This is a genomic window from Sneathiella sp. D3-11, from assembly GCF_055809395.1.
This window is the reverse complement of the sequence record NZ_CM147911.1, coordinates 877,471-899,694: the sequence shown is the minus strand read 5'-3', so window position 1 is coordinate 899,694 and position 22,224 is coordinate 877,471. Positions and strand designations below refer to the sequence as shown.

General features: G+C 54.2%; 19 protein-coding genes and 1 pseudogene. 15 read left to right on the top strand and 5 right to left on the bottom strand.

What is annotated here, in order from left to right:
* Positions 1–36: 36 nt before the first annotated feature.
* Positions 37–864, bottom strand: a pseudogene (locus AC0L73_RS04755) (LysR family transcriptional regulator); the annotation flags it as partial.
* A 138-nt stretch (positions 865–1,002) separates the two neighbouring features.
* On the opposite strand from AC0L73_RS04755, the gene AC0L73_RS04750 reads away from it, so the two are divergent.
* From AC0L73_RS04750 to AC0L73_RS04730, 5 genes are all read left to right on the top strand, one after another.
* Complete coding sequence (locus AC0L73_RS04750; protein WP_227949807.1) at positions 1,003–1,485, top strand: PaaI family thioesterase; 483 nt, start codon at positions 1,003–1,005, stop codon at positions 1,483–1,485.
* Positions 1,486–1,573: 88 nt separating this feature from the next.
* Positions 1,574–2,746, top strand: a complete 1,173-nt coding sequence (locus tag AC0L73_RS04745; RefSeq protein ID WP_473655014.1) for an isovaleryl-CoA dehydrogenase — start codon at positions 1,574–1,576, stop codon at positions 2,744–2,746.
* Between the two features lie 35 nt (positions 2,747–2,781).
* Complete coding sequence (locus AC0L73_RS04740; protein ID WP_473655013.1) at positions 2,782–3,969, top strand: acetyl-CoA C-acyltransferase; 1,188 nt, start codon at positions 2,782–2,784, stop codon at positions 3,967–3,969.
* Between the two features lie 33 nt (positions 3,970–4,002).
* On the top strand, positions 4,003–5,139 hold the full coding sequence (locus AC0L73_RS04735) for an acyl-CoA dehydrogenase family protein (RefSeq protein ID WP_473655012.1): 1,137 nt from the start codon (positions 4,003–4,005) through the stop codon (positions 5,137–5,139).
* A 12-nt stretch (positions 5,140–5,151) separates the two neighbouring features.
* Positions 5,152–5,757, top strand: a complete 606-nt coding sequence (locus AC0L73_RS04730) for a DsbA family protein (protein ID WP_473655011.1) — start codon at positions 5,152–5,154, stop codon at positions 5,755–5,757.
* A gap of 68 nt (positions 5,758–5,825) precedes the next feature.
* Here the strand turns inward: AC0L73_RS04730 and AC0L73_RS04725 are convergent, their stop codons facing one another.
* Positions 5,826–6,608 carry an SDR family NAD(P)-dependent oxidoreductase gene (locus AC0L73_RS04725; RefSeq protein ID WP_473655010.1) on the bottom strand — a complete coding sequence of 261 codons (783 nt, stop codon included), beginning with the start codon at positions 6,606–6,608 and terminating at the stop codon, positions 5,826–5,828.
* A gap of 104 nt (positions 6,609–6,712) precedes the next feature.
* Here AC0L73_RS04725 and AC0L73_RS04720 point away from each other — a divergent pair, with 104 nt between their 5' ends.
* The 5 genes from AC0L73_RS04720 to AC0L73_RS04700 are packed head-to-tail and all read left to right on the top strand — an operon-like array spanning position 6,713 to position 12,551.
* Positions 6,713–8,320: a carboxyl transferase domain-containing protein gene (locus AC0L73_RS04720; RefSeq protein WP_227949818.1), complete on the top strand. Its 1,608-nt coding sequence runs from the start codon at positions 6,713–6,715 to the stop codon at positions 8,318–8,320.
* Between the two features lie 9 nt (positions 8,321–8,329).
* The gene (locus tag AC0L73_RS04715; RefSeq protein WP_473655009.1) at positions 8,330–9,124 is read left to right on the top strand and encodes an enoyl-CoA hydratase-related protein; all 795 of its coding nucleotides are present in this window, start codon (positions 8,330–8,332) and stop codon (positions 9,122–9,124) included.
* Between the two features lie 21 nt (positions 9,125–9,145).
* Positions 9,146–11,167: an acetyl/propionyl/methylcrotonyl-CoA carboxylase subunit alpha gene (locus tag AC0L73_RS04710; RefSeq protein ID WP_473655008.1), complete on the top strand. Its 2,022-nt coding sequence runs from the start codon at positions 9,146–9,148 to the stop codon at positions 11,165–11,167.
* The gene (locus tag AC0L73_RS04705) at positions 11,164–12,069 is read left to right on the top strand and encodes a hydroxymethylglutaryl-CoA lyase (RefSeq protein ID WP_227949824.1); all 906 of its coding nucleotides are present in this window, start codon (positions 11,164–11,166) and stop codon (positions 12,067–12,069) included. Before AC0L73_RS04710 ends, AC0L73_RS04705 begins: the two co-directional genes overlap by 4 nt.
* A 47-nt stretch (positions 12,070–12,116) precedes the next feature.
* Positions 12,117–12,551, top strand: a complete 435-nt coding sequence (locus AC0L73_RS04700) for a DUF1489 family protein (RefSeq protein WP_473655007.1) — start codon at positions 12,117–12,119, stop codon at positions 12,549–12,551.
* On the opposite strand, the gene AC0L73_RS04695 is transcribed toward AC0L73_RS04700, so the two are convergent.
* Positions 12,543–14,621, bottom strand: a complete 2,079-nt coding sequence (locus tag AC0L73_RS04695; RefSeq protein ID WP_227949828.1) for a molybdopterin oxidoreductase family protein — start codon at positions 14,619–14,621, stop codon at positions 12,543–12,545. The genes AC0L73_RS04700 and AC0L73_RS04695 overlap by 9 nt on opposite strands.
* A 195-nt stretch (positions 14,622–14,816) precedes the next feature.
* Here AC0L73_RS04695 and AC0L73_RS04690 point away from each other — a divergent pair, with 195 nt between their 5' ends.
* Genes AC0L73_RS04690 through AC0L73_RS04675 form a run of 4 tightly spaced genes read left to right on the top strand, consistent with a single transcriptional unit; the run spans position 14,817 to position 18,678 of the window.
* Positions 14,817–15,554 (top strand): lysophospholipid acyltransferase family protein, encoded by a 738-nt coding sequence (locus tag AC0L73_RS04690; protein WP_227949830.1) that lies wholly within the window; start codon positions 14,817–14,819, stop codon positions 15,552–15,554.
* The gene (locus tag AC0L73_RS04685) at positions 15,554–16,825 is read left to right on the top strand and encodes a 3-deoxy-D-manno-octulosonic acid transferase (protein ID WP_473655006.1); all 1,272 of its coding nucleotides are present in this window, start codon (positions 15,554–15,556) and stop codon (positions 16,823–16,825) included. Before AC0L73_RS04690 ends, AC0L73_RS04685 begins: the two co-directional genes overlap by 1 nt.
* Positions 16,822–17,805: a tetraacyldisaccharide 4'-kinase gene (gene lpxK, locus AC0L73_RS04680; protein WP_473655005.1), complete on the top strand. Its 984-nt coding sequence runs from the start codon at positions 16,822–16,824 to the stop codon at positions 17,803–17,805. The genes AC0L73_RS04685 and lpxK overlap by 4 nt, the downstream gene beginning before the upstream one ends.
* Positions 17,806–17,808: 3 nt before the next feature.
* Positions 17,809–18,678, top strand: a complete 870-nt coding sequence (locus tag AC0L73_RS04675) for a lysophospholipid acyltransferase family protein (RefSeq protein WP_473655004.1) — start codon at positions 17,809–17,811, stop codon at positions 18,676–18,678.
* Between the two features lie 8 nt (positions 18,679–18,686).
* On the opposite strand, the gene AC0L73_RS04670 is transcribed toward AC0L73_RS04675, so the two are convergent.
* Positions 18,687–19,754, bottom strand: coding sequence for a Leu/Phe/Val dehydrogenase (locus AC0L73_RS04670; RefSeq protein WP_473655003.1), 1,068 nt, complete (start codon positions 19,752–19,754; stop codon positions 18,687–18,689).
* A 221-nt stretch (positions 19,755–19,975) separates the two neighbouring features.
* Positions 19,976–21,085 (bottom strand): NAD(P)/FAD-dependent oxidoreductase, encoded by a 1,110-nt coding sequence (locus AC0L73_RS04665; RefSeq protein ID WP_473655002.1) that lies wholly within the window; start codon positions 21,083–21,085, stop codon positions 19,976–19,978.
* Positions 21,086–21,161: 76 nt separating this feature from the next.
* On the opposite strand from AC0L73_RS04665, the gene AC0L73_RS04660 reads away from it, so the two are divergent.
* Entirely contained in the window at positions 21,162–22,160 is a 999-nt protein-coding gene (locus AC0L73_RS04660) for a DUF3179 domain-containing protein (RefSeq protein WP_473655001.1), read from the top strand.
* The last annotated feature ends 64 nt before the right edge of the window (positions 22,161–22,224 follow it).

Below are 22,224 nucleotides of genomic sequence, written 5' to 3'. Positions count from 1 at the left end.
CTCTGGATGCCAGTCATGGCTGGTCGCGAACATATGAAATGAATGAACTCGATCATTCTGTTTTTCCTTTGGCCAGACCAGCCCGATCACGCGATCAATGTTGATCCCTTCCACCGGCACAAGTGTAACGCCGGGCGCGTTTAAGGTATCTGGCATCATACAGAGCCCAAGGCCTGCGCCGACATATGCAAGAGCTTTTTCATCCTGATCAGTTCTGAAAACAATATGCGGATTGACACCTGCGCTGGAGAAGGACCGGGTTACTTCGGTCTCCGCTTCGCAATGGGACCGATGCAGGAAATCCAGTCCGTCCAACTCCGTCAAGGGGATCGCGTTGCGGTTGGCGAAGGAATGGCCGCTCGGGACGGCAAGCATATATTTCCAGTTATAAAGCCGCGTAAACTGAGCGTTGCTGACTTCTTCAGGGGGCGTAGAGATCGCAAGATCGATCCGCCCTTCATCAAGCCAGCGTTGTAGCTGAACTGGCGTGCTATCCTTTATGGATATCTGAATATCCGGATGGGCTTTCCCGAAATCATTTAGTAATGCTGCGATCCGTCCCGTAGGCGCACTTCGAAGCAAGCCCAACTGCAAACGCCGGATCGGGTTTTTTCGCGTGATGTCTGATTTTGCCGCGTTACATTCATATATTATGGTGCGGGCGCGGGGGAGAAATCGGCGGCCAGCCTCGGTCAACGATATCTTCCTGGATCCGCGGTTGAAAAGCGGAGTGCCAAGTTCCGTTTCAAGCTTTTTAATTCCTGCGGACAGTGTTGGCTGGCTCACGAAGGCGCGTTCTGCCGCGCGTGAAAAATTGCTGGTTTCGACAATGGCCAGAAAATATCTGAGCTGATAAAGATCCATACTATAGATAATATCAATAACTATGATTGAAACAAATGATTTTATCTATTGGAAGGAAACGCTTATATTGTCACCAAGCAATTGGGAAGGATTGACGGGTTATCGCCCCGGAACGGTCCTCAAATTCGGGAATAAGGCATGCAGACGGAATTCGAACCACGCAATCCGAATTATGATAGCGCTGTCCGTGATAGTTTCTCTCGGCAGCCCTATATGGCGGATATCGGTGCCCGGATTGATCTGATTGATCCGGGTGTATGTGAGCTGTCCCTAGGGTTGCGTCCGGGGCTAACGCAGCAGCATGGTTTTTTCCATGGCGGGTTGGTGGCGGCTCTTGCTGATTCCGCTGCGGGGTATGCCTGCTATTCACTCTTTCCCGAGAACAGCACGATTCTGACGACTGAGTTCAAGGTAAACTTCCTCAATCCCTCTCAAGGGGCGCGATTGAGAGCGCGGGGGCGAGTATTGAAGACGGGCAAGACATTATTTGTGTGCCAAGCGGATGTCTATTCGGACGGGGATAGTGGTGAAAAGCACTGCCTGACCGGTTTGTTTACGATGATGTGTCTGATGGGGAAATCGGACGCGTTAAACCTTGGCCGCGAAGTAGTATCGACATGAGTAGCATGACGCGCCATATTAGGTTTTGTCAGGCCATTTGCGTATTTTAAACCATCATTTAATCATCTTTTGAAGGTAGGGAATAACGATGTCAGCAATTAATTTTCCGGGTCTCAATTTCGGTCTTGGTGAGACGGCTGATATGATTCGCGATACGGTGTCCAACTTTGTCAGCGAAGAACTCGCCCCGAGAGCTGCGGAAATCGATGCCACCAACGAATTCCCCATGGATATGTGGCGGAAGATGGGAGATATAGGGCTTCTCGGGATCACCGTAGACGAAGCCTATGGCGGCGCTGGTCTAGGCTATCTGGAGCATTGTGTTGCGGTCGAGGAAATCAGTCGAGCGTCAGCCTCTGTCGGGCTATCCTATGGCGCGCACTCAAATCTCTGTGTGAACCAGATATCTCGTAACGGGACCGAGGCGCAAAAATCCAAGTATCTACCAAAACTGATCAGCGGAGAACATGTCGGCGCGCTGGCTATGAGTGAACCGGGCGCGGGCTCCGATGTGGTCTCAATGCGGCTCAGAGCAGAGAAAAAGGGTGATCGTTATATCCTGAATGGCAATAAATTCTGGATCACTAACGGCCCTGATGCGGATGTCCTTGTCGTCTATGCGAAGACCGCGCCGGACGCGGGCCCGCGGGGCATTACGGCCTTCCTCATAGAGAAGCATTTTGCCGGGTTTTCCACGGCGCAGAAGCTCGATAAACTTGGCATGCGCGGCTCCAACACCTGTGAACTGGTGTTCGAGGATTGTGAGGTGCCGGAGGAGAATATTCTGGGGCCGCTTAATGAAGGTGTGCGCGTATTGATGAGTGGGCTCGATTATGAACGCGTTGTCCTTTCCGCCGGACCGCTGGGCATCATGCAGGCCTGCATGGATGCGGTGATCCCGTATATTCATGATCGGGAACAGTTCGGCCAGCCTATCGGGACGTTTCAACTGATGCAGGGCAAGGTTGCAGATATGTATTCGACCATGAATGCCTGCAAGGCTTACGTCTATGCGGTTGCTAAATCGTGCGACCGGGGAGAGACGACGCGAAAGGATGCGGCCGGAGTAATTCTATATGCGGCGGAGAAAGCCACTTGGATGGCGCTGGAGGCGATCCAGGCGCTGGGCGGTAATGGCTACATTAATGATTATCCAACCGGACGGCTTTTGCGCGATGCCAAGCTCTATGAGATTGGTGCGGGCACGAGCGAAGTCCGGCGGATGTTGATCGGGCGCGAACTGTTTAACGAGACATCATAAAAATATAAAATAACCTGTTGAAAATGGAGAAGAAAATGAATGAAGATCCAATTGTCATCGTTGGTATGGCGCGGACGCCAATGGGCGGATTTCAGGGCGATCTTTCCGACGTAAAAGCCCCGGCATTGGGTGCTACGGCGATTAAGGCGGCGATGGACCGCGCTGGTGTGACCGGAACTGATGTCGACGAAGTGATCATGGGCTGTGTCCTGCCGGCGGGTCTCGGTCAGGCGCCAGCGCGTCAGGCCTCCTTCGGCGCGGGCATCCCCGACAGTGTGGGCTGTACAACCGTGAACAAGATGTGTGGCTCCGGCATGCGCGCTGCGATGTATGGTTATGACGCCCTCAAGGCAGGCAGCAACAATGTTGTTGTCGCGGGCGGGTTTGAAAGCATGACGAATGCCCCGTATATCCTGCCGAAAATGCGTACAGGACTGCGGCTCGGTCATGGCGATGTGAAGGATCATATGTTCCTCGATGGGCTTGAAGACGCTTATGAGGAAGGCCGACTGATGGGCAGCTTTGCGGAAGAAACCGCTGGCCTCTATCAGTTTACCCGCGAAGCGCAGGACTCATACGCAATTGAATCGCTGCGCCGGGCGAAACAGGCGACGGAAGATGGTACTTTTGCCGCCGAAATTACGCCGGTCACGTTCAAGACCCGAAAGGGTGATGTTACGATCGACAAAGACGAGCAGCCGCTCAAGGGCCAGCCAGATAAAATTCCAACGCTCAAACCCGCCTTCGCGAAAGATGGCACGGTCACGGCGGCAAACAGCTCCTCTATCTCAGATGGCGGCGCGGCACTGGTCCTGATGAAGGAAAGCGAGGCGAAGAGGCGTGGGTTGAATCCCATCGCGAAATTCCTCGCCCATTCGACCCATGCCCGTAAACCTTCCGAATTCACCATGGCACCAATCGACGCGATTCAGAAGGTGATGGACAAGGTCGGCTGGACGAAAGACGACGTTGATCTGTTCGAGATTAACGAAGCCTTCGCCGTCGTCACAATGGCGGCAATGAAAGACCTTGGCCTTGATCATGAGAAAGTCAATGTGCATGGCGGGGCTTGCGCGCTCGGCCATCCCGTGGGTGCATCCGGTGCACGGATTGTCGTAACACTTCTCTCTGCCCTGCAGAAATACGGTAAGACACGTGGTGTTGCCTCCCTCTGCATCGGCGGCGGGGAAGCGACGGCGATGGCACTTGAACTTGTCAATTAATCGCTGAGACCCACGCAAAATGGAGGAGGCTAGATGATTTTAACCGAAGAGCAGACCATGATCCGCGACATGGCGCGTGACTTTGCGCAAAATCGTTTGGCCCCTCATTCCGTAGAATGGGAAGATGCTGCTGCCATCCCGCGTAGCGTTCTGAACGAGATGGGAGCCCTCGGCCTGATGGGCATGACGGTGCCGGAAAGCTATGGCGGGGCGGCGGCTGACTATGTCTCCTACGCCCTTGCGCTGATAGAAATCGCAGGCGGTGACGGAGCGGTTTCTACGGTGATGAGCGTTAACAACTCACCCTGCTGCGCCGCGATTCTGCAGGAAGGAACCGAGGCGCAGAAAGAGGCTTTCCTCCCACAGCTTGCCAAGGGGGAAGAGATTGGCGCTTTCTGCCTTACCGAACCGCAGGCGGGCTCTGATGCGTCCGCGCTGAAAACCCGAGCCCGTAAGGAAGGGGACCATTACGTCCTGAACGGCACCAAGCAATTCATCACGTCGGGCAAGATTGGCGGAATTGCTCTGGTTTTTGCCGTCACGGATCCGGATGCCGGAAAGAAGGGAATTAGCTGCTTCATTGTACCGACGATCAGCGAAGGGTATCGCGTCGTCTCGGTTGAGAAAAAACTCGGTCAGAAAGCCTCCGACACCTGCCAGATCGCCTTAGATGATATACATATTCCTGCGGCGAATATGCTCGGGCCGGAGGGGGCGGGATATCGCATTGCACTCGCCAATTTGGAAACAGGGCGCATCGGTATTGCCGCGCAGAGCGTCGGTATGGCCGGCGCGGCACTGGCACATGCGTTGGCCTATGCAAAAGAGCGCAAGGCATTTGACAAAACAATCATCGAACATCAGGCAGTCGGCTTCCGCCTTGCGGATATGGCAACCAAGCTGGAGGTTGCACGGCAGATGGTGCTGCATGCGGCAAGCCTGAAAGACGCGGGACTGCCTTGCCTGACCGAGGCAAGCATGGCGAAACTCTTTGCGTCAGAAATGGCGGAAGAGGTCTGCTCTGGAGCGATTCAGACCCTCGGCGGCAATGGTTATATCGCCGACTATCCGGTCGAGAAAATTTACCGCGACGTCCGGGTTTGCCAGATTTATGAAGGCACATCTGATATTCAAAAGCTGGTGATTGCGCGCAACCTGGCGATGGGGTAGTGGTTTAAGAATATGTCTAAACCCATTGATTTTTATTTCGATTTCTCATCCCCCTATGCCTATCTTGGCAGTTGCCTGATCGAGCCGATTGCGGCAAAGCATAGTCGTGAGGTCAACTGGCATCCCTTTATGCTCGGCGTTGCCATGCAAGGGGAGAAAACCTTCCCGCTGACGCAATATCCCCTGAAAGGGGACTATTCACGGATGGATTTTGAGCGAACCGCCCGCTATCACAATATCCCCTTTGTCATGCCGGCGGATTTTCCGAAGTTGACCCTGGGTGCATCCCGTGGATTCCTGTGGATTTCGCGCGAGGATCCGGGAAAAGCCGTCGAGTTCGCGAAGAAAATCTTCGCCGCCTATTTCGTCTCGGGCAAGGATATCTCCGATATCGAGATCGTTGCCGACATTGCGGAAGAGACCAGCGTTGATCGTGCCGCTTTTATGGAAGCTGTGCAAAATGACGCGATCAAGGCGGCCTTCAAGGCCTCGGTTGAGGATACCGTGTTCAACAGGAAAGTTTTCGGCGCACCGTTTTTCATTGTTGAGGGAGAGCGCTTCTGGGGCGCGGATCGCGTGGGTCAGCTTGATGAATGGCTTGAGACAGGGGGGTGGTAATGAATTTGGAGACGCAAGATTTTCAGATTTCCGACCCCGCCTTTGCGGAGCCGGAAGATGTAGCGAACTTAAAAGAGGAAATAGCCGCCGTCGATCAGCATGGTATCGCCCGTGTGGTAGGCGCTGGCGTCCGACATCAGATAAACGCCCATGCCGCCAAAATCTTCGGGCTGGCCCCAACGCTTGGCCGGGATGCGCGGTTTAACGGCATCGGAGAATTTCTGCCAGGCGATGGCATTTTCCGTCATCGCGGTTTCAATCCAGCCGGGCAGGATCGCGTTTGCAGTGATGCCCTTGCCGGCGAATTCCACAGCAAGTGCGCGGATCATGGAGATGACGCCGCCTTTTGTCGCCGCGTAATGCTCGTTTCGTGCAGCGCCAGAAATGGCAGCGAGACTGGCTGTGCCGATGAGGCGTCCGCCCGGATCCCCATTCTCGGCGCGCTCCACCATATGTCTCGTCGCGGCTTGGAACGTATAAAAGACGCCATCGAGATTGATATCGAGGATGCGATGCCATTCTTCGTCGTCGATATCCAGGAAGGATTTCTTGCCCGAGCTTACGCCCGCATTCGCAAAGCATCCGTCAACACGGCCAAATTGCGACAGCGTCTCGGCAAAGCAGTCCTTGACCTCATCTTCTTTCGCAACATTACAGATGAGAGAGGAAACCTTCGTACCGTGAGCTTTGAGGCTTTCAACGGCGGCGGCATTCTTGGTTTCGTTTGTACCCCAGATGCAGATGTCGCCACCTGCTTGCGCAATGGCGTCCGCCATGCCAAGGCCAATGCCTCCGTTTCCGCCAGTGATGAGGGCGACCTTACCTGTCAGATCAAATGGATTATAGGCCATTTATGGCTCCTTTATTGTTTCTTGCGTAGAGGCAAATCCGTAACACATAGGGCGACTTTCGCCAAGCAATCGATTTTCGCGTGCTGAAAAGGAAAATGACCTAGATGACTGTATTGAAAAGCAGCCTCAATACCCGGAGTGACGAATTCAAGGCCAATGCGGCGCATATGGCGGGCCTCGTCGAGGATTTGAAGGAAAAAGTGGCAACCATCAAGCAGGGCGGTGGGGAGCGTGCGCGCGACAAGCATCTCTCCCGCGGAAAACTTCTCCCGCGTGAGCGGGTGCGCAAGCTTCTCGATCCCGGTTCTCCTTTTCTGGAATTCAGCCAGATGGCGGCGTGGGATATGTATGGCGGGGATATTCATTCTGCTGGGATCATCACCGGAATTGGCCGGGTTGAAGGGCGCGAATGTATCATCATCTGCAATGACGCGACGGTAAAGGGTGGCACTTATTATCCGCTGACCGTCAAGAAGCAACTTCGGGCGCAGGAAGTAGCACTGGAAAACCGGCTTCCATGTATTTATCTTGTCGATTCCGGCGGGGCGAACCTTCCCAATCAGCAGGATGTGTTTCCCGACCGCGATCACTTTGGTCGGAGCTTTTATAATCAGGCGAATATGTCTGCCCTTGGCATCCCGCAGATTGCGGTTGTTATGGGATCCTGTACTGCGGGCGGGGCCTATGTTCCGGCGATGTGTGATGAAAGCATTATTGTGCGCAATCAAGGCACTATCTTCCTCGCGGGTCCGCCCCTTGTGAAGGCAGCAACGGGGGAAGTCGTCTCCGCTGAGGACCTCGGTGGGGCTGAGGTGCATTCGCGCACCTCCGGCGTGACCGACCATATGGCCGAGAATGATTTACATGCCTTGCAGATCGCGCGGCGTTGCGTTGCCAACTTCAACCAGCCGAAAGCGATGCAGCTTGAGCTGCGTAAACCCAGACCACCGCTCTATGATCCGAAGGAAATTTACGGCCTGATCCCGAAGGATATGCGCACGCCTTTCGATGTGCGGGAGATTATTGCCCGCGTCGTCGACGGTTCCGAATTCGATGAATTCAAAAAGAATTACGGCACGACGCTGGTTACCGGTTTTGCCCATATCCATGGCTATCCCGTTGGCATTCTCGCAAACAATGGCATACTCTTTTCCGAGTCTTCTGTAAAAGGCGCGCATTTCATTGAGCTCTGCTGCCAGCGGAATATCCCGCTTGTTTTCATGCAGAACATCACGGGTTTCATGGTTGGCCAGAAATATGAGGCAGGCGGCATCGCCAAGGATGGTGCCAAGTTGGTGACCGCCGTCGCAACTGCGAAGGTTCCCAAATTCACGATGATTTTTGGTGGTTCGTTCGGGGCTGGAAACTATGGTATGGGCGGTCGTGCCTATAGCCCGCGCCTTCTCTGGATGTGGCCGAATGCCCGTATCTCAGTGATGGGCGGACCGCAGGCTGCCTCGGTTCTCGCCACCGTCAAGCGCGACGGGATGGAGGCGCGCGGCGAGAGCTGGAGCGCGGAAGAAGAAGCCGCCTTTAAAGCGCCGATCGAAGCGCAATATGAAAAGGAAGGCCATCCCTATTTCGCGAGCGCCCGTGTCTGGGATGATGGTATTGTCGATCCGGCGGAGAGCCGGATGGTCTTGGGGCTCGGTATTTCCGCTGCCCTTAACGCGCCAATTGAGCCGACAAAGTTCGGCCTGTTCAGAATGTAGGAGAGTTTTATGAGTGAAGAATCAGCCGTATTGCATTTTTCCACTGATGGTATTGCAACCATCACCCTCAACCGGCCAGAGGTGCACAATGCCTTTGATGAGGAACTGATCGAACGCCTTGGCGATATGTTCGAGGATGTCGGTCATCAGGAAGGTGTGCGTGCTGTCGTCGTTGCGGCAGCAGGCAAGAGCTATTGTGCAGGTGCGGATCTAAACTGGATGAAGCGGGCGGCTCATTTTACGGATGAAGATAACCGCGAGGACAGCATTGCTTTGGGAAGAATGCTGAAAAACCTTCATGCCATTCCGAAGCCAACCATCGCGCTGGTGCAGGGCGCGGCCTATGGCGGGGGACTGGGTCTCGTCGCCGCCTGCGATATCGCCATCGGGGTCAAAGCCGCTAAATTCTGTCTTTCCGAAGTGAAACTTGGTCTTCTTCCGTCCGTGATCTCGCCCTATGTGGTAGAGGCAATTGGTATTCGCGCCTGTCGCCGTTACTTCCTTACAGCGGAAGTATTTGATGCGGTAGAAGCCCATCGTCTTGGCCTGTTGCACGAAGTAGTTGAAGATGTACATCATCTTGCCGAAGCACGGGACCAACTGCTGGAGCAGATTATGAAGAATGCGCCGGGCGCTATGGCGGATTCAAAAGACCTGATCTATACGGTCGCGGATCGTCCAATTGATCAGAATATGATTGAGGAAACAGCGGAGCGCATAGCAAGCCGTCGGGCAACAGATGAGGGGAAGGAAGGGGTCGAAGCCTTCCTTGAAAAGCGCAAGCCCGTCTGGCACACTATTTAACCTAAATAGGATATATAACCGGTGTTTAAAAAAATACTCATAGCGAACCGCGGAGAGATTGCCTGCCGGGTCATGGCCACGGCGGCGAAGCTCGGCATCCGGACGGTTGCCGTCTATTCCGAGGCAGATGCCAATGCCCGCCATGTCGAGATGGCGGATGAAGCCGTCCTGATCGGCCCGGCAGAAGTCTCGGAGAGTTACCTGAAGGGGGATACCCTGCTTGAGGTTGCGCGCGGGACCGGGGCCGAGGCGATCCATCCCGGCTATGGCTTCCTCTCTGAAAATGCGGGGTTTGCGGAGAAATGCGCAGAGGCAGGTGTTGTCTTTATCGGCCCACCCGCGGATGCGATCCGCGCGATGGGACTGAAAGACGCAGCAAAGGCCCTGATGGTCGAGGCCGGGGTGCCGGTGGTACCGGGTTATCATGGGGAAGGGCAGGATTCCGATATGCTGGCGAAGGAAGCGGAAAAGATTGGCTATCCTGTCCTGATTAAGGCGGTCGCTGGTGGTGGTGGCAAGGGAATGCGGAGCGTGAGTTCCGCAAGCGAATTTCCGGCGGCTTTGGCGTCTGCGCAGCGCGAAGGAAAGTCGGCCTTTGGCGATGATCGTGTACTGATAGAGAAATTCCTCACCAAGCCTCGCCATATCGAAATTCAGGTTTTCGCTGATTCCCATGGTAATGCGGTGCATATGTTCGAGCGCGATTGCTCCCTGCAACGGCGGCATCAGAAGGTGATCGAGGAAGCACCGGCGCCGGATATGCCTGAGACGATGCGAGAGGCCATGGGGGCCGCAGCCGTCGCAGCGGCCAAAGCGATTGGGTATGTTGGGGCAGGCACCATTGAATTTATCGCCGATGTCTCCAACGGGTTGAAGGAAGATGCCTTTTACTTCATGGAGATGAACACGCGCCTGCAAGTGGAGCATCCGGTGACGGAAATGATCACCGGGCAGGATTTGGTGGAATGGCAGTTGAAGGTTGCTGCGGGGGGTGAACTCCCTTGTGCGCAGGAAAACCTCTCCATCTCCGGCCATGCGTTCGAGGTGCGGCTCTATGCCGAAGACCCGGCGAATGATTTCCTGCCAGCGACGGGGCAATTGCTCCGGTTGCGCCCACCTCGGGAATCGGACGGAGTGCGAATTGATACCGGCGTGCGGGAAGGTGACACGGTGACGCCGTTCTATGATCCGATGATCGCAAAGCTGATTGTCTGGGATGAAACGCGCGATTTGGCGCTTCAGAAATTGAGTGCCGCCCTTGATGAATATCAGGTGGCGGGTGTTGCGACGAACCTCGCATTCCTCGGTAATATCGCTGACCATCCATCTTTTGCGGCGAAGGATCTCGATACTGGTTTTATCGACCGTTTCAAGGATGACCTGGTGCCGGCCCCGCTGACCCCGTCGGATAAGGATATGGCGATTGCCGTGGCGCATCTCCTGCTGGAGCGGGAGAAAGCTCATAAAGCGATTCGTGCCGCGACAAATGATCCTTATTCGCCCTGGGATGATCTTACCGGCTGGCGACCTAATGATACTGGCCATGATGATTTCAAGTTCGAGATAAACGAGATGGAAGTCACCACCCATGTCGTTTATGAAAGGGGAGGCTATCTGATCGATCTGCCGACTGGCGTGCTCCCAGTGCAGGCGGAAAGGACGGCGGATGGTGGTCTTCTTGTGGATATCGCCGGACATAAGCTGTCCGCTGCGGCAGTGACCCAGGGTAACAAAATTATTGTCATGACAACCGGGCGGCAGGTTGAACTGACGCGGATCATTGATGATTTTGATGATGCCGGAGGGCAAGCGGGGGCTGGTGCCATCACGGCGCCCATGCCTGGAAAGCTTATTCAGGTATTTATCGAATCGGGTGCACCAGTCACGAAGGGCGATCCTCTTGTTGTTCTGGAGGCCATGAAAATGGAGCATACATTAACGGCCCCGCGGGACGGCATTATTGAAGAGATATTTTTTGACGTCGGAGACCAGGTGGATGATGGCACAGTGCTTGTCTGCCTTGAAAGTGAGGAAACATCATGACGCTTCCCTCCAAGGTGCGTATTTTTGAAGTCGGTGCGCGGGACGGCCTGCAGAATGAAAAGCAGATGGTCCCGGCGGATATCAAGGTTGAATTGATCGAGCGGTTGGTCGAGGCGGGCGCGACTGCAATTGAAACTGGAAGCTTTGTCTCCCCGAAATGGGTGCCACAGATGGCGGATACTGCCGATGTGATGGCGAAGGTTTCTCGTTATGATGATGTTACCTATGCGGTTCTGACACCGAATATGAAAGGGTATGAAGGAGCGATTGCCGCCAAGGCTGACGAAATCGAAATTTTCAGTGCGGCGTCAGAAGCGTTCAACCTGAAAAACATTAATTGTTCCATTGCTGAAAGCTTGGAACGGTTTGTCCCGGTTACAGACGCCGCCAAAGCGGCGGGCATTCCCTACCGTGCAAGTATTTCCTGTGCGCTTGGCTGTCCGTTTGAGGGGGAAGTCGCCCCAGAAGCGGTGGCCGATGTCGCCAAAAATCTATATGATATGGGCGCTTACGAAGTTTCCATTGCCGATACTATCGGGGTCGGTACACCGACCCGCACCAAGCAGGTGATCGAAGCTGTGGCCAATGTTATCCCGCTTGATGTTATGGGCGTGCATTTTCATGATACCTATGGTCAGGCGCTGGCGAACTACTTCGCGGCGCTGGAAATGGGCATCTCGAAATTCGACAGCTCCGTTGCCGGGCTTGGCGGCTGTCCCTATGCGCCGGGTGCAACGGGAAATGTGGCGACAGAAGATGTTGTTTATATGCTGGACGGAATGGGGATTGATAGTGGGCTCGATCTTAAGAAGTTGGTCAAGACAGCATGGTTTATATCTGATTATCTTGGACGTCCGCCGGTGAGTAGTGTTGCCAGGGCTTTGAAGAATAAGGTCGATTAATCCGGGTTAGCTGGACAAGCAAGGCCCTTTCGGAGTATCTTCAGGATATGTCAGTACATCTTCTAATCGTTAGCGTCGGGATCACGACGGTGGATCAGCTGCGCGCCAATCAGTCACGACGGCTGATTGCGGGCCCGCTTTGTCATGTCACGAAACAACGTCCGACCCGTGAGGCAGAATTGCTAGAGGGGGGCTCCGTATATTGGATTATCAAGGGTCATATCGCGGCGCGCCAGAAGGTCGTGGAGCTTGAACGGCTTTTTGACTCTGAGGGCGAGAAATGCGGCCTGATCCTTGATTCCGAATTGATCGAGACGGAACTGTTTTCGCGCAATCCGCATCAGGGATGGCGCTATCTGGAAGATGATGATGCCCCGCGTGACCTTCGTGATCTGGTAGAGGAAAGTGAAGCCGACGAAGATAGCGAAGGGGAGATGTCCGAGGAAATGGCCGCGGAACTTCGCAACCTTGGCCTAATCTGACGGGGCAGGTTCCGGCTTGATCCAGATTGCGGTATCGTGAAACACTGCGCCACCGTTGGGTTTAGCGGCCTCTGCACTGATAAGGATATTGATCCCGACTTTCTCGATAAAATGCTTTCCGGGCCAGACCCCTTCAGAAATCACGGTGCCGGGCTGCTGGCCATCAAAAACCTCTACATGAATTAATAACGACCCCAACCGGTTGCCGAGACGCACAACAGCTCCATCATCTGCGCCAAGTCTGGCGGCGTCGCTGCTATGGATCTTGACTGTCGGTCGATTCTCCCGCTTTAGCGAGGTAGGCGTCGCGGTGAAAGATGAGTTGAGAAAATTCCGCGCTGGCGCTGTCACCAAACGAAAGGGATGCTCTGCGTCTGTCTGGTCAATCACCTCCCAATGATCGGGCAGGGACGGCATGCCCTCAAAATTTGGCCCCATGCGTGACCAGTCAGGTGTGAAGTGGAACTTCTTGTCGGAATGGGCAAAACCGTTCAGGTAATGCGCCTCTTCAAACGGAATCTGGCAGTCATGCCATTTGCTGGCGGTCAGGTTTTCCGCGTCGGGCCAGCCAGATATTTTCAGGGTGTCATCGATTATTTCCATTTCCGTCATCTCGAACCCGCGATGTTTCGCACCGAGGCGCTTTGCGAGCCCAGAGATAACTTCATGGTTGGAGCGGCATTCACCAAGTGGCTCGATAATCTTCCCGCCCATCATGATATGATTCTGTCCGCCCCCTTGATAAAAATCATCATGCTCCACAAAGGTTGTGGCGGGCAGCAGGATATCCGCCATTTTCGCGGTTTCCGTCATAAACTGTTCATGCACGCAGACGAAAAGATCGTCGCGCGCGAAGCCGGCATGAACTTTCGTGAGATCCGGCGCGACATCCATCGGGTTCATATTCTGGATCAGCAATCCGGTAACCGGCGGCCCATCGCCAAGGTCTCGCTTATCGCCGGTGAGTACCGGTCCAATACGCGACATATCGAGATTGCGGATGGATGGATCACGTGCATCCAAACCTTCGACAAGGGTTTTATCCCAGTGATAAATGGCACCATTGTTGTGAAAAGCGCCGCCGCCTTCATATTGCCAGGAACCGGTTACAGCGGCGAGGCAGCTTGCGGCATGCATGTTGACAGAACCATTCCGGCTCCGCGAAAAGCCATAGCCGAGCCTGAGGAAGGACTTCTTCGTCTGGCCATAAAGCCTCGCAAATTCATATATCTCCTCAATCGTGAGGCCTGTTATCTCGGCGGCCCATTCCGGTGTCCGGGTTTTAAGATGCTCTTCCAGCTCAGCCGCGCCTTTGGTGTATTTTTCCATATAGGCGCGATCAGTCATGCCTTCCGCGAACATGATATGCATGACCGCACAGGCAAGCGCGCCGTCTGTACCGGGCCGGAGGCAGAGATGCATGTCGGCGGTTGCCGCCGTCGGATTGCGATAGGGGTCGATGACGACAATCTTCGCCCCTCTCTCTTTGCGGGCGCGGGTCGCATGGGTCATCACATTGACTTGGGTGTGAACAGCATTAGTCCCCCAGATGACCACAAGATCGGATTTTGCCATTTCTCTTGGATCGGTCCCGTGCAGCGATCCGGTTCCAACATTCCAGCCGGTCCAGGCCAGCATGGTGCAGATTGTGGACTGCTGCCGCGAATATTTTTTGACATGGCGCAGCCGGTTGATCCCGTCCCGTTGCACAAGCCCCATTGTTCCCGCATAATAGTAGGGCCAAATGGTTTCGCTGCCATACTCGGCTTCGCGTTTCAGGAACGCATCTGCTACTTCATCAAGGGCGTCGTCCCAGCTGATTTGTTGCCATTCGCCGCTGCCTTTCGGGCCAACCCGACGCATGGGATGCATCAGACGGTCGGGATGATGGGTCCGCTCTGTATAGCGGGCGACCTTCGCGCAGATTACGCCGGCGGTGTATGTGTTGTCTTCCGCGCCGCGTACCCGGCCGATTTGCTGCGGTCCCAGCCGTTCAATCTCCAACGCGCATGTGGACGGGCAGTCATGCGGACAGGCGGAGGGGAGAATTTCTGGAGCAATGCTTGTCATGGGCTGCTTTTCTTTAGTTTTTGCTTTGGCGGTAGGCGTTTTTTGCGATCGATGGTTGGCAGATAGATTAGTGAGATATTGAAAGCGCTGCAATCCATGGCGATGAAAAAGGTGATTTTTTGGTGAATAGGCTGGAATTGGCGGGTCGGGCAAGATATATCGGGGCGTGGGATAACCCGGTGAAAGCACAGATATTTGAAGTTATTTAAGAAAATACTGAAAAGCAACGGCGCCAAGGCTGTGATCAGCCTGTTGGCGGCGGGTTATATCTGGCTTGTCCACCGCACCAGTCACTGGGAGGTTATCAATGGGCAGGCACCGCACGCCCTGATGAGCGAAGGCAAACCCTTTATCCTTGCCTTCTGGCATGGTCGCCTGTTGATGATGCCGATCTCCGTTCAGCGCAAGACGCCGGTTCATGTCATGATCTCCCACCATGGCGATGGGGAGATTATCGCCCGCACGATTAAGCATTGGGGACAGGAGAGTATAAGAGGGTCCGCGACAAAGGGTGCGGCGGCTGCGGTTAAGCAGATGCTGAAGATCCTGAAAAAGGGGGAGGTGGCGGTTATTACTCCGGACGGGCCGCGCGGGCCACGTATGCGCGCGCAGGAGGGAGTCGTTCGTCTTGCGGCCATGTCCGGTTTGCCGGTCTATCCGGTTAGCTTCTCAACCACGCGGGGTAGAATACTTGGTAGCTGGGATCGCTTTCTCCTCGCCGCGCCGTTCAGCCGGGGCGTTGTTATCTGGGGTGATGGGGTCGAGGTACCACGGAGAGATGAAAACGGTGCCTATCAGCAGGCGCGCGATGCAATTGAGAACAGCCTCAACGAAATTACTCATGCTGCAGATAAGGCCTGCGGGCGGGAGCCAGTCGCTCCGGAATCTCGTGATAAGCCCGTGAAGCCGCATAAGAAGACAGCAGAACTCTGATGCAGATGGCCCTCTATAATGGCCTGCTGTGGATTGGCACGCCGATCCTCAACCGGCATTTGAAAAAGCGACTCGCGGTGGGCAAAGAAGACCCGGAGCGGTTCCCGGAACGCTTGGGGAATGCTTCTCGCGCGCGACCGGAAGGGCTGCTCATCTGGATACATGCCGCGTCCGTTGGGGAGTCGGTTTCGGCTCTGTCGCTGATTGACGGGCTGTTGAAGCGGTCGTCTGGGCGGCATATTCTGGTAACGACCGGCACCCGCACTTCGGCGGAGATTATGGCGAACCGCCTGCCGGATCGTGCCATTCACCAGTATGTCCCGATTGACAAGAAAGACGCGGTGCAACGGTTCCTTGATCATTGGCGACCGGACATGGCAATCTGGATGGAGTCGGAAATCTGGCCCAATCTGATCGTTGAAAGTGCCGGTCGCGGGATTCCGATGATGATGGCAAATGCGCGGATCACGGAAAAGTCCTATCAAACCTGGCGGAAATCTTTCGGCTTCTCGAAAAAACTGCTCTGCTGTTTTCGCTTTTGTTCTGCCCAATCGGAAGAAACCGCCGCGCGGCTGCGCGATCTTGGGGCGAATTCTGTGGAATGTTTTGGTAACCTCAAATTTGCCGCTGAACCCTTGCCGGTTGATCCTGAGGCGATTGAAAGCATGGCGGTCGCGGTTGGAGCCAGACCGCTTTGGCTTGCAGCTAGTACCCACCGGGGGGAAGAAACGTTCATCCTCTCGGCACATTGTCGGCTTTTGGAGACATATCCGCACCTGCTAACCTTGATTGTCCCGCGCCATCCCGAACGAGGCGCGGAAGTGGCGGCGCTCGCGGTGGAGCAGGGGATTGCGGTGGTGCAGCGGTCCGATGGCAATACAATTGAGGCTGGAACTCAAGTTTATATTGCGGACACCATTGGAGAGCTTGGCCTTTTTTATCGGATTGCACCGATTGTCTTTATCGGTGGATCGTTAGTGCCGACGGGCGGGCAGAACCCGCTGGAGGCAGCGCGACTTGATTGTGCGTTGCTGCACGGGCCGCATATGGATAATTTCACTGATGTAATGCAGAGTTTCGATAAGCATGATGCGAGCCTGACTGTCACAGATGCTCAAACACTGGCAAAATCCGTTGGCGATTTGTTAGGCGATCCAGCGCTACGGGCGGAGATGGTAATCCGCGCGGGCAAGGTTGTCGCGGGCGGCACTGAAACACTGCAGAAGACGCTCGCCAGGATCGAAGATCTCCTCGCGGGAGGGATGCAATGAAAACGCCCCAGTTCTGGCAGCGCGATAGCAAAAGTTTGCTTCCCGATCTTTTGACGCCGGTTGCCTGGCTATATGGAGGGATCAGCCGTTGTCACCGTGCTTCGCAAAAGTCAGCACAGGTTTCCGCGCCGGTAATCTGTGTCGGCAATGTGGTGGCCGGGGGCGCGGGAAAGACACCGGTTGCCATCGCTGTCGCTCGGCTGTTTCTGGCTGAAGGGAAGAGACCGCACTTTCTGACACGGGGATATGGCGGAAGCCTGATGGGCCCTATCCGTGTTGTGCTCGATGTGCATACATTTCAAGAGGTGGGGGATGAGCCTTTGATCCTTGCCGAGACAGCACCGACATGGGTTGCTAAGGACAGGGTTGCTGGTGCGCGTGCCGCGGCGGAGGCAGGGGCGGATGTGATTATCATGGATGACGGTTTTCAGAACCCGACGCTTGAAAAGGATTTCTCGCTCCTCGTGTTGGATGCAGAGTATGGCGTAGGGAACGGGCGATTGATTCCTGCGGGGCCGCTTCGGGAAACCCTTGCTGCGGGGCTTTGTCGAGCCGACGCAGTTATCCTTGTTGGCGAAAATCCAGATAATAACTTAAAAAACCAATTAAATAATATAAAACCGGTGTTTAAGTCTAGATTAGTTCCGCGTGAATCCATCGATGGGATCAGCGGAGAGAAGGTGTTTGCCTTTGCCGGTATCGGCCGCCCTGAGAAATTTTTTCAGAGCCTTAAAGACGCTGGATGTGGATTAATAAATCACTTTAGCTATGCCGATCATCATATTTATAAAAAAGAAGAAATTATGAGTATGGTTGAGGCGGCAGCGACGGAAAATGCGGCTCTGGTTACGACCCGAAAGGACTATGTCAGGCTGTCGCTAGAGGCAAAGATGATGGTTACCGTTTTTGATGTTGATATGACTTTTGCTGCGCCGGATAAACTGAAAACTCTTCTACTTTCGGTTCTGAAGGAAGGGTAGTACTTGGAAAAAATTTCCATTAAATATCGCCTGGAATGGATAGCCGTTAGAATCATGATGGCTATTTTTCGACTGCTGGGCCGGGATCGGGCCGCTCGTTTTGGCGGCTGGCTTGCCCGTAAAGTTGGGCCACGCATGCACGTTCACCGTCTTGCACGGGAGAATATGAAAATGGCTCTTCCTGGCATGACAGACCGTGATGTTGAGAAAAATCTTTTCAGTATGTGGGACAATCTTGGCCGAAATGTCGGGGAGATTCCGTTTAACCGGGAAATTCTTGATGATACGGAAGCTGTTGAGATTGTCGGGGAGGAATATTTGACCGCTCATGTCGAAAATGGCAAGGCGGCCTTTTTTGTGACGGCCCACTATGGCCCCTGGGAACTTGTTGCATTGGTGGGGCGGCGGTTCGGAAAGCGCGCGACTGGTATTTATCGCGCAGCTAACAATCCGCTTGTTGAAAAATATTTTCAGGAAATGCGCGCCGATCCAAGTTATCGTTTTGTGCCGAAAGGGAATGAAGGCGCGCGCACCATTTTAAAAGCGGCGCGGAACGGCGGGGCGATTGTCCTTCTCAATGATCAGAAGCTGAATACCGGCGTTGCGGTGCCTTTCTTCGGGCACGAAGCCATGACCGCTCCAGCGGTGGCTGAGATTGCCTGCAAGATGGATGTGCCCGTTTATCCAATGCGTGCCGAACGGTTGGAGGGCGGGCGCCGCCGCCTGACCATCTATCCCGCGCTTGAAACATCGCGCATGGGCGACCGGAAAGCGGATGTCTTTGCGCTTTTGAAGGCGATCAATGAGACGTATGAGCAATGGATAACCGAGCGGCCGGACCACTGGTTCTGGGTCCATAACCGCTGGTCCTGAACTGCTTCTTAACTTGCGAGAGCGAGCTCAGCCTTTTCATTGCGAACACGTTCTAACCGCTCTAATGCAATTTTATCGGCGATCTCGGCGGTTGTTACCTTTTCACGCTTTGCCCTCTCGAAAATACTGAGGCATGTGTCATATATGCCTGCGACCTGCTGCATTGCTTTCTCGCGGTCAAACTGCGGTCCTTCATGGCTGATGATGATGATGCCGCCCGCGTTGATTGCGTAATCCGGTGCATAGAGGATGCCGTTTTCCATAAGCATTTTCGCGTGACGATCTTCTGCCAGTTGATTATTGGCGGACCCGGCAATAACACGGGCCTTCAACCTGCGGATCGTGTCGTCATTGAGAATGGCGCCAAGCGCGCATGGGGCGAAGACATCAACTTCCTGATCATAGATCGCATCGAGGGGGACGGCGGTCGCACCGAGATTTTGCACGGCTTTTTCGACAGCGGCTTTATTAAGATCGGTGACAATCAGTTCAGCGTCGGCCTCCTTTAACAGCTCGCACAGCCCATATCCGACATTGCCAAGACCCTGCACTGCGACTTTAACGCCGGAAAGGTCACTCTTGTTCAGTTCGAGTTTAACCGCTGCACGCAGGCCATGGAAAACACCCCAAGCTGTCGCGGGAGAGGGGTCGCCACTATTTCCTTCAGTAATTCCAGCAATATGTCGGGTGGATCGGCGGGCGATTTCAAGATCTGGCACGGTGGTGCCGACATCTTCCGCCGCGATATAGGTGCCGCCCAGTTGATCGACGGCACGACCGAAGGCTTCAAACAGTTCTGGTGTCTTATCTGTGTGGGCGTTGCCTATGATGACCGACTTGCCGCCGCCAAGATTAACCCCGGCGAGGGAGGATTTATATGTCATTCCGCGGGAGAGGCGGAGGACATCGGCGATGGCCTCTTCCTCGCTTTTGTAATCCCACATGCGCGTTCCGCCAAGTGCTGGGCCGAGGGTGGTGTCATGAACGGCGATAATTGCCTTTAGCCCCGACTTCTGATCATGGAAAAACAGAACATCTTCGTGATTGTCGAACTCTTTCGCAGAAAATACTGTCATTACAAGCCCCAAAAAATATTTAGCTAATATAGCGTTCTAAGCTTGATATTTTCTTAAATTTGCACGAAATCAATTCAAATTTTGCCCATATTGAAAGTTCGCAGCATCCTTGCGCCAAATTCGGGAAAGGATTTGCAAAATTTCCACCTGAAGCATGGAAAAGAAATAAATAATCTGCCCTGATAACGCTGATTTGGCGCAAAATCGCCTATTCAGGCGATTCACAATCGCTCAGTTTGATCGAGCATTTCCATTACAGCCTCTCCAATTCGCAAGCTGGCGGTTAGTCCGGGACTTTCCATTCCAAAGAGATTAACCAGCCCCGGAATATTGTGATTCTGCTCGCCAGATAAGACAAAATCGGCGGCGGCGCCGTCCGGGGTCTGAACTTTCGGGCGAATGCCGGAATAGGCTGGGATCAAGCTGTCATCGGGCAGCGCCGGGAAATATCGGCGGATCGCTTCATAAAAATCTGTGCAGCGGGCAGGATCAACTTCATAGTCGATTTGGTCGATCCATTCCTGATCGGGTCCAAACCGGATTTGCCCTGCAAGATCAAGAGTCACATGAATACCGAGGCTCGCCGTATTTGGCACCGGATATATGAGATGCGAGAAGGGCGCGCGCGCTGTCATGGTGAAATAGCTGCCCTTGGTCAGATAGCGCGTGGGAATATGTGCCGGTGCAAGGCCTGAAATACTCGCGGCGATCTCTTGCGCAGAGAGCCCCGCCGAATTAATCAGGTTACGGCATTGAACAGTTGTCCCATCTGCAGTGACTGCGAACCCTTCCTTCGTTCTTTCGGCCGTCTCGAACGGCGTGTTATAGGCAATGGCGCTGCCGTTATCCTCTATCTCCCCCACATAGGCGAGCATGAGCTGGTGGCTGTCGATAATCCCGGTGGACGGGGAGAGAAGGGCGGCTGTGCAGTTGAGCGTAGGTTCCATCTTTATGGCCGCATCCTGCGAAAGATATTCTATGTCATCAACGTCATTGGCGGCCGCCTTCGCCGCCAGAGAATCGAGGGTTTCCAGCTCCGCCTCCGACGTGGCGACTATCAGCTTGCCGCATCGCTGATGTGGGATATGGCGGGCTACGCAATAGTCATAAAGCCGCTTCTTCCCTTCGACACAAAAGCGCGCCTTCAGGCTGTCTTTAGGATAGTAGATACCCGCGTGGATAACCTCGCTGTTACGCGACGACGTTTCCTCCCCGAAATGCGCTGATCTTTCCAAAACAAGCACGTCACGGCCCGCTACCGCAAGGGTCCGGGCGATGGCGAGGCCGATAACGCCGGCGCCAATTACGATATTTTCAACATCCAAAGACATAGCCGTCCCTAACAGTTTTCCCTTCAATCACAAAGGGTTGATTTTTAAATCTGTGTCAATATTCCTAGAATAAGGCATGCAACGAATTTATGCTCTCCTTCTTCTAAGCTTTTTTGCACCACTCCTTGGCGCCGTAGACGCGTCCGCAAATCCAGAGCTATGGGCGAAGTTCTGGCCAGACACAGATTTTTCTAAAAGCGACGTGCCATTTGATGAAATTCGAAATGGCGGTGTCCCGAAGGACGGCATTCCGGCAATCGATAACCCGGCTTTTATCCCGGTTGCCGAGGCCGATCATCTTAAATCGACCGAACCGGTGATTGGTGTCGTAGTGAATGGGGAGGCAAAGGCCTATCCGCTTCAGGTCCTTATCTGGCATGAAATTGTGAATGATGAAATTGGCGGTGTTCCAATTGCAGTGACCTTTTGCCCGCTTTGTAATGCGTCACTTGTCTTTGACCGTCGGATAACCCACCCTTCGAAGGGAGATATGATCCTCGATTTCGGGACGACCGGGAAACTCCGCCATTCTGATCTGGTCATGTACGATCGGCAGACGGAAAGTTGGTGGCAGCAGTTCGTAGGCCAGGCGATTATCGGGGAACTCACCGGGATGGAGCTGGATATGCTGCCGGTGAGAATCGAATCTTTCGCCAAGTTCAAGGAAAGAATGCCAAATGGCCAAATTCTTGTTCCGAATGATAAAAATTTTCGTCGCTACGGACTAAATCCGTATCAGCAATATGACAGCGCCTGGCAACCTTTCATGTATAACGGGGACTTGCCAGAAAATGTTGCGGCGCTTTCGCGGGTCGTTGTTGCCGAAGGGCGCGCCTGGGCGCTCGACTTCCTCCGGCAGGAAAAACGGATTGAAACATCAGATGGCCTCCTTCTGAAATGGGAGAAAGGGCAGAATTCTGCGCTTGATGCCGGAGTTATCGGGGAAGGGGTCGATATCGGTAATGTAACGGTTCGTCGTCGGACGGAGACGGGTTACATTGATATTGTCTATACCGTCGATTTTGCCTTTGCTCATTACGCCTTCCACCCCGATCAGCCAATCGTTCATGAATGAGCGAGATTTCCATCTTCCGTCAACTTTTTGTAAATCCGATCTGGATATGATGCTTGTCTTGTAC

What these genes read in the sequence shown, in the direction of transcription:
- AC0L73_RS04750 (WP_227949807.1), top strand. Translation starts at nt 1,003, where the DNA reads ATGCAGACGGAATTCGAACCACGCAATCCGAATTATGATAGCGCTGTC.
- AC0L73_RS04745 (WP_473655014.1), top strand. Translation starts at nt 1,574, where the DNA reads ATGTCAGCAATTAATTTTCCGGGTCTCAATTTCGGTCTTGGTGAGACG.
- AC0L73_RS04740 (WP_473655013.1), top strand. Translation starts at nt 2,782, where the DNA reads ATGAATGAAGATCCAATTGTCATCGTTGGTATGGCGCGGACGCCAATG.
- AC0L73_RS04735 (WP_473655012.1), top strand. Translation starts at nt 4,003, where the DNA reads ATGATTTTAACCGAAGAGCAGACCATGATCCGCGACATGGCGCGTGAC.
- AC0L73_RS04730 (WP_473655011.1), top strand. Translation starts at nt 5,152, where the DNA reads ATGTCTAAACCCATTGATTTTTATTTCGATTTCTCATCCCCCTATGCC.
- AC0L73_RS04725 (WP_473655010.1), bottom strand. Translation starts at nt 6,608, where the DNA reads ATGGCCTATAATCCATTTGATCTGACAGGTAAGGTCGCCCTCATCACT.
- AC0L73_RS04720 (WP_227949818.1), top strand. Translation starts at nt 6,713, where the DNA reads ATGACTGTATTGAAAAGCAGCCTCAATACCCGGAGTGACGAATTCAAG.
- AC0L73_RS04715 (WP_473655009.1), top strand. Translation starts at nt 8,330, where the DNA reads ATGAGTGAAGAATCAGCCGTATTGCATTTTTCCACTGATGGTATTGCA.
- AC0L73_RS04705 (WP_227949824.1), top strand. Translation starts at nt 11,164, where the DNA reads ATGACGCTTCCCTCCAAGGTGCGTATTTTTGAAGTCGGTGCGCGGGAC.
- AC0L73_RS04700 (WP_473655007.1), top strand. Translation starts at nt 12,117, where the DNA reads ATGTCAGTACATCTTCTAATCGTTAGCGTCGGGATCACGACGGTGGAT.
- AC0L73_RS04695 (WP_227949828.1), bottom strand. Translation starts at nt 14,621, where the DNA reads ATGACAAGCATTGCTCCAGAAATTCTCCCCTCCGCCTGTCCGCATGAC.
- AC0L73_RS04685 (WP_473655006.1), top strand. Translation starts at nt 15,554, where the DNA reads ATGCAGATGGCCCTCTATAATGGCCTGCTGTGGATTGGCACGCCGATC.
- lpxK (WP_473655005.1), top strand. Translation starts at nt 16,822, where the DNA reads ATGAAAACGCCCCAGTTCTGGCAGCGCGATAGCAAAAGTTTGCTTCCC.
- AC0L73_RS04670 (WP_473655003.1), bottom strand. Translation starts at nt 19,754, where the DNA reads ATGACAGTATTTTCTGCGAAAGAGTTCGACAATCACGAAGATGTTCTG.
- AC0L73_RS04665 (WP_473655002.1), bottom strand. Translation starts at nt 21,085, where the DNA reads ATGTCTTTGGATGTTGAAAATATCGTAATTGGCGCCGGCGTTATCGGC.
- AC0L73_RS04660 (WP_473655001.1), top strand. Translation starts at nt 21,162, where the DNA reads ATGCAACGAATTTATGCTCTCCTTCTTCTAAGCTTTTTTGCACCACTC.